General features: G+C 50.9%; 9 protein-coding genes. 4 read left to right on the forward strand and 5 right to left on the reverse strand.

What is annotated here, in order from left to right; all coding sequences use genetic code 11:
• Nucleotides 1-147: 147 nt before the first annotated feature.
• From nagD to nagB, 4 genes are all read right to left on the reverse strand, one after another.
• Complete coding sequence (gene nagD / locus OGX92_RS13880) at nt 148-900, reverse strand: ribonucleotide monophosphatase NagD (RefSeq protein ID WP_003022792.1); 753 nt, start codon at nt 898-900, stop codon at nt 148-150.
• A gap of 57 nt (nt 901-957) precedes the next feature.
• Nucleotides 958-2,178 carry a DNA-binding transcriptional regulator NagC gene (nagC, locus tag OGX92_RS13885; protein ID WP_286586671.1) on the reverse strand — a complete coding sequence of 407 codons (1,221 nt, stop codon included), beginning with the start codon at nt 2,176-2,178 and terminating at the stop codon, nt 958-960.
• A gap of 8 nt (nt 2,179-2,186) precedes the next feature.
• Nucleotides 2,187-3,335, reverse strand: coding sequence for an N-acetylglucosamine-6-phosphate deacetylase (gene nagA / locus OGX92_RS13890; protein WP_003831339.1), 1,149 nt, complete (start codon nt 3,333-3,335; stop codon nt 2,187-2,189).
• A gap of 61 nt (nt 3,336-3,396) precedes the next feature.
• Nucleotides 3,397-4,197, reverse strand: coding sequence for a glucosamine-6-phosphate deaminase (gene nagB, locus OGX92_RS13895; RefSeq protein ID WP_003022803.1), 801 nt, complete (start codon nt 4,195-4,197; stop codon nt 3,397-3,399).
• Nucleotides 4,198-4,539: 342 nt separating this feature from the next.
• Between nagB and nagE the strand changes: the two genes are divergently transcribed.
• The 4 genes from nagE to OGX92_RS13915 all read left to right on the forward strand — a co-directional run bounded on the left by nagE (nt 4,540) and on the right by OGX92_RS13915 (nt 10,568).
• Nucleotides 4,540-6,489 (forward strand): PTS N-acetyl glucosamine transporter subunit IIABC, encoded by a 1,950-nt coding sequence (nagE, locus tag OGX92_RS13900; protein ID WP_003831342.1) that lies wholly within the window; start codon nt 4,540-4,542, stop codon nt 6,487-6,489.
• Nucleotides 6,490-6,676: 187 nt separating this feature from the next.
• Complete coding sequence (glnS, locus tag OGX92_RS13905; RefSeq protein WP_063940704.1) at nt 6,677-8,344, forward strand: glutamine--tRNA ligase; 1,668 nt, start codon at nt 6,677-6,679, stop codon at nt 8,342-8,344.
• Nucleotides 8,345-8,779: 435 nt separating this feature from the next.
• Complete coding sequence (gene chiP, locus OGX92_RS13910) at nt 8,780-10,186, forward strand: chitoporin ChiP (RefSeq protein ID WP_003831346.1); 1,407 nt, start codon at nt 8,780-8,782, stop codon at nt 10,184-10,186.
• Between the two features lie 49 nt (nt 10,187-10,235).
• The gene (locus tag OGX92_RS13915; RefSeq protein WP_286586672.1) at nt 10,236-10,568 is read left to right on the forward strand and encodes a ChiQ/YbfN family lipoprotein; all 333 of its coding nucleotides are present in this window, start codon (nt 10,236-10,238) and stop codon (nt 10,566-10,568) included.
• 51 nt (nt 10,569-10,619) lie between these two features.
• On the opposite strand, the gene OGX92_RS13920 is transcribed toward OGX92_RS13915, so the two are convergent.
• Nucleotides 10,620-11,915, reverse strand: coding sequence for an MFS transporter (locus OGX92_RS13920; RefSeq protein WP_218667556.1), 1,296 nt, complete (start codon nt 11,913-11,915; stop codon nt 10,620-10,622).
• Between the last annotated feature and the right edge of the window lie 21 nt (nt 11,916-11,936).

Raw genomic sequence — 11,936 nt, forward strand, 5'->3', positions numbered from 1 at the left:
AAAACGCAATAGTCATTGTGGATTGGTGAAAAAAGATTATGTAATGAGCGCTATTATTGATGAATCAACAGTGAAGTGGTGATTTTATTGAATGGATGTATTTTTCAGGCCGGATAACTTACAGATGTTGTTATCCGGCTAAAGAGATTAAATGACGTCTATTTCAGCAACGGATGGGTAAATCCAGCTTGGTCTGAACGGCATGTTGTCAATATCATCAAGCTTGGATACGCCAGACAGTACCAGGATAGTTTCCAGACCCGCCTGAAAACCAGCCAGAATATCGGTACGCAGGTTGTCACCAACGATAACGGTTTCTTCCGAGTGCGCCTGCATTTTGTTGAGAGCCGCGCGAATAATCCACGGGCTGGGTTTGCCGACATAAAACGGTTTACGACCTGAGATCTTCTCAATACCGGCACAGAGTGCTCCACAGGCGGGATAAAAGCCGCGACCGTGGGTATCCGGGTTAGTGGCGATAAAACGCGCGCCGTTGGCGACAAAATAGGCTGCTTTATGCATCATGTCCCAGTTATAGGAACGTGTCTCGCCAACAATCACAAAATCGGGGTTCACGTCGGTAATGGTAAATCCAGCTTTATACAGTTCGTGAATTAACGCGCCTTCACCCACCACGTAGGCCTTTTTCCCTTCCTGGCGACGAAGAAAATCAGCGGTAGCCATCGCGGAAGTATAAAAGACGCTATCAGGGACATTCACACCCGCGGTGGCGAAGCGGTTTGCCAGATCTTGCCCGGTTTGCGAAGGGTAGTTAGTCAGCAGGACTAACGGCAAACCTTTTTCCAGGATCCCAGTCAAAAATTCTGCCGCACCCGGTACAGCAACATTGTCGTGCATCAGCACGCCGTCGATATCACAAATTACATTCTTAATGGCCATGGACTACCCAGGGAATTCGTTATGAGTCTGATAGTAATCGACTACTATATGAGAGCATTAGCTTTCCAGCAAACGTTGCAGCAATGTCCCGTTGAGCATTGCGCGCTTCACCAGCGCAAAGGCGCCAATGGCGGAGCGGTGATCCAGCGTGGACCGAACCACCGGTAAATTATGGCGAAACGCTTTCAACGCCTGCGTGTTGATACAGCTTTCTATCGCAGGCAGCAGCACCTTATCCGCCTCGGTAATTTCGCCCGCAATGACGATTTTTTGCGGGTTAAACAGGTTGATGGCAATGGCGATAGTTTTACCCAGGTGGCGACCAACGTGCTCAATAACTTCTGCTGCCAGATTATCGCCTTTATTTGCCGCCTTACAGATAGCTTTGATGCTGCAATCATCCAGCGTGAGCCGGCTTGGATAACCCTGTTTCAATAAGTTCTGCACGCGGTGTTCGATGGAGGCATTGGCGGCAATGGTTTCCAGACAGCCGAAGTTACCGCAGTGACAGCGCTCACCCAGCGGCTCTACCTGAATATGACCAATCTCACCCACGTTACCATTGCGACCGATAAAAATTCGGCCATTAGAAATAATTCCCGCCCCGGTTCCGCGGTGCACACGCACCAAAATGGAGTCTTCGCAATCCTGGCTTGCCCCGAAATAGTGCTCGGCCAGCGCCAGACTGCGGATATCGTGACCGACAAAGCAGGTAACCTTGAAGCGTTTTTCGAGCGCTTCGACCAGTCCCCAGTTTTCGACCTGAATGTGTGGCATATAGCGGATGACGCCGCTTTCAGGATCGACAAGGCCTGGCAAGATGACAGAAATTGCGATCAGCTCACGGATTTTCCGCTGGCAGTTCTCAATAAAGATGGCAATGGTGTTGAGCAGAGCATATTCCAGCGTTTCCTGGGTGCGCTCCGGGAGAGGGTAATGCTCTTCAGCAACCACTTTACTGCTCATATCATAGAGCGTGAGCGTTGTGTCGTGGCGACCCAGGCGTACGCCGATGGCGTGGAAATTGCGGGTTTCTGTGACGATAGAGATAGCGCGGCGGCCCCCGGTGGAGGCCTGCTGATCGACTTCTTTGATCAGCCCGCGTTCGATCAACTGACGCGTAATTTTGGTTACGCTGGCGGGGGCAAGCTGGCTTTGCTCGGCAATTTGAATTCGCGAGATTGGCCCATGCTGGTCAATCAGGCGATAAACCGCCGCGCTGTTAAGCTGTTTTACGAGATCAACATTACCTATTTGAGCTTGTCCGCCTGGTGTCATTCTTTCTCTTACTCAGTAACGACCTCGTTGCCATTAACGATGGTCTTGATGATTTTAAAGTCGTGCGTGAACGCAGTCAGGTTGGCTACTTTGCCTGGCGCGATGCTGCCGAGTTGTTTGTCGACGCCGATGGCGCGAGCAGGGTAGAGCGTTGCCATGCGTAAGACTTCGTCGAGGGCGATATTTGCATGCTCGACCAGATTGCGTACGCCTTCAATCATGGTTAATGATGAACCGCTCAACGTACCGTTCTCATCAACACACAGTCCATTGCGGTAGTATATTGTTTTACCAGCGAAAATGAACTGTTCAATGTTTGCACCTGCTGGCGCGGTTGCGTCAGTGACCAGGCACAGCTTGTCGCCTTTCAGGCGCTTAGCATTACGGATGTTAACGTAGTCAACGTGCAGGCCATCGGCGATGATACCGCAGTAGATATCGGCTTCATCCAAAATAGCGCCCGCCAGACCGGGTTCGCGGCCGGTAATGTACGGCATCGCGTTGAACAGGTGCGTTGCAAAGGTAATACCTGCACGGAATCCGATTTTTGCTTCTTTTACCGTTGCATTGGAGTGACCCGCAGAAACCACGATACCCGCATTCACCAGTTTGGTGATGACCTCTACCGGGACCATTTCTGGTGCCAGTGTGACTTTGGTGATCACATCCGCATTATCGCACAGGAAATCAACCAACGCAGCGTCTGGCTGACGGACAAATCCCGGATTATGGGTGCCTTTTTTCACCAGGTTCAGCCACGGGCCTTCAAGATGAAGACCTAATGCCTGATTCGGGTGTTTCGCCAGGTATTCACGCATCACGCGAACACCTTGTTTCATCAGGTCATCGCTGGTGGTGATAAGCGTTGGCAAATAGTTGGTGCAGCCAGATTTTTCATTGGCTTTCTGCATGATTTCCAGCGTTTCAACGGTCACGGCTTCTGCCGTATCATTAAACTGCACACCGCCGCAGCCGTTCAGCTGTACATCAATAAAACCGGGGGAAACAATGGCCCCATTCAGTGAGCGCTGTTCAATCCCTGACGGTAATTCAGCCAGTGGGCAAACGCTGTCGATCAGGCCATTGGCGACAACAATCGCATGGTCATCAAGAATTTCGTGACCGGTAAAGATCCGGCCCTGGGTTAAAGCATACATTCCGACCCCCGATTTCAAAAAAATGCCGCCCTGCAACTTATCGACAGGGCGGAGACATCAATTACAGACCTTTAATATTTTCCGCTTCTAACTCGTTGAAGTATTTCAGCGTCTTCACTTTCAGTTCCATGGTGGAAGGCTCATCGCAGACCACAACGGCTTTTGGATGCAACTGCAGGCAGCTGATGGTCCACATGTGGTTAACGTTGCCTTCAACGGCGGCTTGCAGCGCCTGTGCTTTCTGGTGGCCCAGAACCAGGATCATCACTTCTTCAGCATCCAGCAGGGTACCCACGCCAACGGTCAGCGCATATTTAGGCACCTGGCTTACGTCGCCGTCAAAGAAGCGTGAGTTAGCAACACGTGTGTCGTGAGTCAGCGTTTTGATGCGGGTACGGGAAGCCAAAGAGGAAGCTGGTTCGTTGAACGCGATGTGACCATCGTTGCCTACACCGCCCATAAACAGGTGGATTTTACCGTAAGAACGGATTTTTTCTTCATACTGACGGCATTCTGCATCAATATCCGGCGCGTTACCATTGAGGAGGTTGATATTTTCTGCTGGAATATCAACGTGATCAAAGAAATTGCGGTGCATAAAGCTGTGGTAGCTTTCCGGATGCTCTTTCGGCAGGCCAACATATTCGTCCATGTTGAAAGTAACAACATGCTTGAAGCTCACCTGGCCCGCTTTGTGCATTTCAACCAATGCTTTATAAGCTGTCAGCGGAGTACCGCCAGTCGGCAGGCCCAGAACGAACGGACGATCTGCCGTTGGTTTGAACGCGTTAATACGGTTAACGATATGGCGAGCAGCCCATTTGCCGACTTGTTCAGCGGTATTCAGGGGGATCAGTCTCATTCTTCACCTCAAAAGTAAATGTAAGCAATTGGCGGATTGAGTCTCTGTGCAGTAATAAGCGTAACCTGGTTTTGCATCGGTAAGGATCAATCCGTTTCGATTTTTTGAATGATAAAATAAGTTTTCGTAGTTAGCCAGTGAAAGGGAGGGTTAATAACGATATTTGGTGACTGGAATCACAAAAAACACGCGTTTAATTTGCGATACGAATTAATTTTTCACACACTCTGAATGTAGATGAATGGTTAATATCGTTGTTCCAGAATCTTGCTGTCAGGAATGGTCGCACAATAAAAATATGGCTTCAAAGAAGCCTAATCGGGGTCTCGTAGGGGGAATAAAATGAATATTTTAGGTTTTTTCCAGCGGCTGGGTAGGGCGTTACAGCTCCCCATCGCTGTGCTGCCAGTCGCGGCACTGCTGCTGCGATTCGGCCAACCAGATTTACTTAACGTACCCTTCATCGCGCAAGCGGGTGGGGCCATCTTTGATAACCTCGCGTTAATTTTTGCGATCGGTGTTGCTTCCAGCTGGTCAAAAGACAGCGCAGGTGCGGCAGCGCTGGCAGGTGCGGTCGGTTATTTCATATTGACCAAAGCAATGGTTACCATTAACCCTGCAATCAATATGGGCGTGCTGGCTGGTATCATCACCGGTCTGGTCGGCGGTGCCGTGTATAACCGCTGGTCTGGTATCAAACTGCCTGACTTCCTGAGCTTCTTTGGCGGCAAACGCTTTGTGCCGATCGCCACTGGTTTCTTCTGTCTGGTGCTGGCTGCTATCTTCGGTTACGTATGGCCGCCGGTACAGAATGCCATCCATGCGGGTGGTGAGTGGATCGTGGGCGCTGGTGCGCTGGGTTCCGGTATCTTTGGTTTCATCAACCGTCTGCTGATCCCAACCGGTCTGCATCAGGTGCTGAACACCATCGCATGGTTCCAGATTGGCGAATTTACTAACGCTGCAGGTACCGTATTCCACGGTGACATCAACCGCTTCTACGCGGGTGACGGCACTGCGGGTATGTTCATGTCTGGCTTCTTCCCAATCATGATGTTTGGTCTGCCGGGTGCGGCGCTGGCGATGTACTTCGCGGCTCCTAAAGCTCGTCGTCCGATGGTTGGCGGTATGCTGCTGTCCGTTGCGATCACCGCGTTCCTGACCGGTGTTACCGAGCCGCTGGAATTCCTGTTCATGTTCCTGGCTCCACTGCTGTACCTCCTGCACGCACTGTTAACGGGTATCAGCCTGTTCGTTGCAACACTGCTGGGGATCCACGCAGGCTTCTCCTTCTCCGCAGGTGCTATCGACTACGTGTTGATGTACAACCTGCCGGCAGCAAGCCAGAACGTCTGGATGCTGGTGGTGATGGGGCTGGTGTTCTTCGTTATCTACTTTGTGCTGTTCAGCGCGGTTATTCGTATGTTTAACCTGAAAACGCCGGGCCGCGAAGATAAAGAAGACGATATCGTTACTGAAGAAGCCAACAGCAACACTGAAGAAGGTTTGGCTCAACTGGCAACCAACTACATTGCAGCGGTTGGCGGTACTGATAACCTGAAAGCGATTGATGCCTGTATCACTCGTCTGCGTCTGACTGTTGCCGACTCCGGTCGCGTAAACGATGCGATGTGTAAGCGTTTAGGTGCATCTGGAGTAGTCAAGCTGAACAAGCAAACTATCCAGGTCATCGTGGGTGCGAAAGCCGAATCCATCGGCGACGAAATGAAGAAAGTTGTCGCGCGTGGCCCAGTGGCAGCAGCATCTGGTGAAAGTGCGCCAGCAGCAGCGGCCCCAGTAGCAAAACCGCAGGCTGTAGCGAATGCAGTCACCGTTGAAGCGCTGGTTTCTCCGATTACTGGTGACGTAGTTGCGCTGGAACAGGTTCCTGATGAAGCCTTCGCCAGTAAAGCTGTAGGCGACGGCGTGGCAGTGAAACCAACGGATAAAATCGTGGTTGCTCCGGCTGCGGGCACCATCGTGAAAATCTTCAACACTAACCATGCGTTCTGCCTGGAAACGGTTAAAGGCGCGGAAATCGTGGTCCATATGGGCATCGATACCGTAGCGCTGGAAGGTAAAGGCTTCAAGCGTCTGGTCGAAGAAGGTGCGGAAGTTACTGCAGGCCAACCGATTCTGGAAATGGATCTGGAGTTCCTGAACGCTAACGCACGTTCCATGATAAGCCCGGTTGTGTGCAGCAACAGCGATGATTTCGGCGCTCTGGTTATTAAAGCCGAAGGTCATGTGGTTGCCGGTCAAACACCACTATATGAGATTAAAGGTAAATAACTGCTCCTGAGTAAAGTGAGTTAAGTGCCTTAAGCGGCGGGGGATATTCCTCCGCCGCTTTTTTTTGCAGCAAATGCCCTCATATATCCTGTTGAAACACCTTTTTTGTGCAACTAATAGTTGTCTCCTGACGTCGCTTATAAGATCATACTCCGTTATACGTTGTTTACGCTTTGAGGAATCCACGATGAGTGAGGCTGAAGCCCGCCCGAGTAACTTTATTCGTCAGATCATCGATGAAGATCTGGCCAGTGGTAAGCACACCACTATCCATACCCGTTTTCCGCCGGAGCCAAATGGCTATCTGCACATTGGCCACGCGAAATCCATTTGTCTGAACTTTGGCATTGCGCAAGATTACCAGGGCCAGTGCAACCTGCGTTTTGATGATACGAACCCGGTTAAAGAAGATATCGAGTACGTTGAGTCGATTAAAAACGACGTTGAATGGTTAGGTTTCCACTGGACTGGCGATATTCGCTACTCTTCGGATTACTTCGATCAGCTTCACGCCTATGCGGTAGAGCTTATTAATAAAGGACTGGCGTACGTTGACGAACTGTCAGCGGACGAAATCCGCGAATACCGCGGCACGCTGACTCAGCCAGGCAAAAACAGCCCGTACCGCGATCGTAGCGTCGAAGAGAACCTGGCGCTGTTCGAAAAAATGCGTGCCGGTGGTTTTGAAGAAGGTAAAGCGTGCCTGCGTGCGAAAATCGACATGGCGTCGCCGTTTATTGTGATGCGCGATCCGGTGCTGTACCGCATTAAGTTCGCCGAACACCACCAGACCGGCAACAAGTGGTGCATCTACCCGATGTACGACTTTACCCACTGCATCAGCGATGCGCTGGAAGGCATTACGCATTCCCTGTGCACGCTTGAGTTCCAGGATAACCGTCGTCTGTACGACTGGGTGCTGGACAACATCACCATTCCGGTTCATCCGCGTCAGTACGAATTCTCGCGCCTGAATCTGGAATATACCGTGATGTCCAAGCGCAAGCTGAACCTGCTGGTGACCGACAAGCACGTTGAAGGCTGGGACGATCCGCGTATGCCGACGATTTCTGGCCTGCGTCGTCGCGGTTACACCGCTGCCGCGATCCGTGAGTTCTGCAAACGCATTGGCGTGACCAAGCAAGACAACACCATTGAGATCGCTTCTCTGGAATCCTGTATCCGCGAAGATCTGAACGAAAACGCCCCGCGCGCGATGGCGGTTATCGATCCGGTTAAACTGGTTATCGAAAACTATCCGCAGGGCGAAAGCGAATTGGTCACCATGCCTAACCATCCGAACAAACCGGAAATGGGCAGCCGTGAAGTGCCATTTAGCGGTGAAATTTGGATCGATCGCGCAGACTTCCGTGAAGAAGCGAACAAGCAGTACAAGCGTCTGGTGATGGGCAAAGAAGTACGCCTGCGTAATGCTTATGTGATCAAAGCCGAACGTGTTGAGAAAGATGCGGAAGGAAATATCACCACCATTTTCTGCACCTACGATGCCGACACCCTGAGCAAAGACCCGGCCGATGGTCGTAAAGTCAAAGGCGTTATTCACTGGGTGAGCGCGTCCCATGCGCTACCGATTGAAATCCGTCTGTACGACCGTCTGTTTAGCGTGCCAAATCCAGGTGCGGCGGAAGACTTCTTGTCTGTTATTAACCCTGAATCGCTGGTCATTAAGCAGGGTTACGGTGAGCCGTCGCTGCAGGCAGCGGTTGCAGGTAAAGCGTTCCAGTTCGAGCGTGAAGGTTACTTCTGCCTGGACAGCCGTTATGCAACGGCTGAAAAGCTGGTGTTTAACCGTACCGTTGGTCTGCGTGATACGTGGGCTAAAGCGGGCGAATAAGCCGCAACACATCCTGTCTAAACGCCGCTTCATGCGGCGTTTTTTTCGCAAAAAAACCGTGTAACGAGCTCCATTTGCGGAGCGAATTAATTACATGCTTGTAATAATGGCTTAGCTGAATGTTTTTGCGTTTAAATAACTTACCTCAATGTGAAATGGGCTGAAACCGATTTCATCTCCATGGAAAACAAGCGCTTTCTTCATTTTTCAACGCTTTTTTATCTTCCAATGAAAATGTAACAGAAAGCAATGAAATATGTGCGGTTGCTCATACTATTACATACTCGTTACAGAAAGAGATTGATAATTCGCGTCGCGAAAAATAGTCTATTCATTGTAGTCACTGAGGTTTTCTTAGCGCTACTTTTTTTATTTTTTGTTTTTTCGCTGTCCGCTTTTGTCGGCAGCATTTTATACGTCAAAGAGGATTAACATATGCGTACGTTTAGTGGCAAACGTAGTACGCTGGCGCTGGCTATCGCCGGTATCACAGCAATGTCGGGTTTTGTTGTTGCTCCCCAGGTACACGCCGAAGGATTTATTGATGACTCAACCTTAACCGGCGGCATCTATTACTGGCAGCGTGAGCGTGACCGTAAAGATGTGACCGATCATGACAAATACAAAACCAACCTTTCTCACTCCACCTGGAACGCTAACCTCGACTTCCAGTCCGGTTATGCGGCCGATATGTTTGGTATTGATATCGCAGCATTTACCGCTATTGAAATGAACGAAAGTAGCGAAAGCGGCCATCCAAACGAAATCGCATTCTCTTCCAAAAATAAAGGCTATGACGAGGATTACTCCGGAGATAAGAGCGGGATTAGCCTTTATAAAGCAGCAGCCAAATTTAAATACGGCCCAACCTGGGCGCGCGCCGGTTACATTCAACCAACCGGGCAGACTCTGCTGGCACCGCATTGGAGCTTTATGCCAGGTACCTATCAGGGTGCTGAAGCCGGTGCCAACTTCGACTATGGTGATGCTGGCGCGCTGAGCTTCTCCTATATGTGGGCTAACGAATATAAAGCACCGTGGCACACCGAAGTCGATAAATTCTATCAGGCTGATAAAAAGACCAGCGTTGATTACTTGCACTCAATTGGCGCGAAATATGACTTCAAAAATAACCTGTTGCTGGAAGCGGCATTTGGTCAGTCTGAAGGTTACGTCGATCAGTACTTCGCAAAAGCCAGCTACAAATTCGATTTAGGCGGTAACCCATTTACCACCAGCTACCAGTTCTACGGTGCACGCGACAAGGTTGATGATCGTACCGTGAACGATATTTATGATGGCACAGCCTGGTTGCAGGCGTTGACCTTTGGCTACAAAGTGGCAGAAGTCGTTGACCTTCGTCTGGAAGGGACCTGGGTTAAAGCGGACGGCCAGCAGGGTTACTTCCTGCAGCGTATGACCCCAACCTATGCCTCTTCAAACGGTCGTCTGGATGTCTGGTGGGATAACCGTTCTGACTTCAACGCCAACGGTGAAAAGGCAGTCTTCTTCGGCGCAATGTATGACCTGAAGAACTGGAATCTGCCGGGCTGGGCGGTAGGCGCGTCCTACGTTTACGCATGGGATGCTAAGCCATCAACCTGGCAGCTTAACCCGGATGCGTACTACGACAAAAACCGGACTATCGAAGAATCTTCTTACAGCCTGGATGCGGTCTACACCCTGCAGGATGGTCGTGCGAAGGGCACCATGTTTAAGCTGCACTTCACTCAGTACGACAACCATTCAGACATTCCGAGCTGGGGCGGTGGCTACGGCAACATGTTCCAGGATGAGCGCGACGTGAAGTTCATCGTTATTGCTCCGTTCACCATCTTCTAATGCCAACAGCGGCAGGCCAGGGGCCTGCCGCTTCGTTGAGGAAAGTGCTATGAAAAAACTGATACTCATTGCCGTTATGGCATCAGGGCTGGTGGCGTGTGCGCAATCTCCTGCGCCGAAAGAGGACAGCCGTCTGAAAGAAGCCTACAGCGCGTGTATTAATACCGCTCAAGGATCGCCGGAAAAAATAGAAGCCTGCCAAAGCGTGTTGAATGTACTGAAGAAAGAAAAACAGCACCAGCAGTTTGCCAATGAAGAAAGCGTACGTGTGCTGGATTATCAGCAGTGTATCCAGGCCACGCGCACGGGTAACGGTCAGTACGTTAATGCTGATTGTGATAAGGTCTGGCAGGAAATTCGCAGCAAGAATGCCGCACAGTAATTCAAAAAATGAAAAAGACAACGGGCGGAGAATTTTCCGCCCGTTTGCATTTCAGAGCTTATTTTCCACTGGTTGATAACCCCGACTCAGCCGGACAAACAGCATTGCCGTGGCGGCGAGTCCGCAAAGTGCCGCGCACATCAGCCACCATCCCGGTGAGCTTTTATCTCCGGTTAGCTGAACCAGTGCCGTGGATATGACGGGTGTCAGACCGCCAAAAATCGCCGTAGCCAGACTGAAGGCCAGTGAAAAACCCACCGTACGGACATAGACAGGCATCACTTCGGTGAGTGCCGCGACCATTGCCCCATTGTACATACCAAAAAAGAACGAGAACCAAAGCAGGACCAACGTCATGCGCATAAAATCTGGCGCGGCGGTGAGCCAGTGCATGACCGGCCAGGTGGTGATCAGAGCGAGTACGGTAATCCCCATCAATACCGGGCGGCGACCAATTCGGTCAGAAATCGCTCCGCCAATCGGCAGCCAGATAAAGTTAGAAATACCGACCAGCATGGTGACGACCAGGCTGTCGCGAGCGCTCAGATGGAGTACAGCCCTGCCATAGGTCGGGGTATAGACGGTAATAAAGTAAAACGTCGTTGTGGTCATCGCCACCAGCAGCGTACCCGCTGAGATCAGACGCCAGTTTTTGATGATAGTGGTGAAAATTTCCCTGGTGTCGGGACGGTGTGTACGTTGTAAAAATGCGTCCGTTTCCTGAAGCGAGCGGCGCAGGACGAAGATCAACGGAATAATCATACAACCAATAAAGAACGGAATGCGCCAGCCCCATTCAGAGATTTCATCGTGCCCCAGCGTGGCATTCAGGCCGTAGCCAATCAGCGCTGCCACCACAATGGCAACCTGTTGGCTGGCGGACTGCCAGCTGGTGTAGAAACCTTTATTGCCAGGCGTGGCGATTTCAGAAAGATAAACCGAAACGCCGCCCAACTCTACGCCCGCAGAGAAGCCCTGCAATAATCGACCGACTAATACCAGCACAGGAGCCAGCAGGCCAATACTTTGATAACCGGGAACCAGGGCAATCAGCAGGGTCCCACAGCCCATGATCGCCAGCGTCACCATCAGTCCTTTGCGGCGACCAATTCTGTCGATATAAGCACCCAGCACGATTGCGCCAACGGGCCGCATTAAAAAACCCGAACCGAAAACCGCAAAGGTCAACATGAGCCCGGCAAATTCACTCTCCGCAGGAAAGAAAGTCCTGGCGATATAGGTGGCGTAAAAACCGAACAGAAAAAAGTCGAACTGTTCGAGAAAATTACCGCTGGTTACCCGCAGTATTGCGCCGAAAGTTCCGGTGCGCGATGGTTGTTGTGTCATTGGGTTTGCTCCACTGTCTTA

Origin of the sequence: Citrobacter sp. Cpo089 (assembly GCF_030332695.1) — a bacterium.
GTDB classification, from domain to species: Bacteria; Pseudomonadota; Gammaproteobacteria; order Enterobacterales; family Enterobacteriaceae; genus Citrobacter; species Citrobacter portucalensis.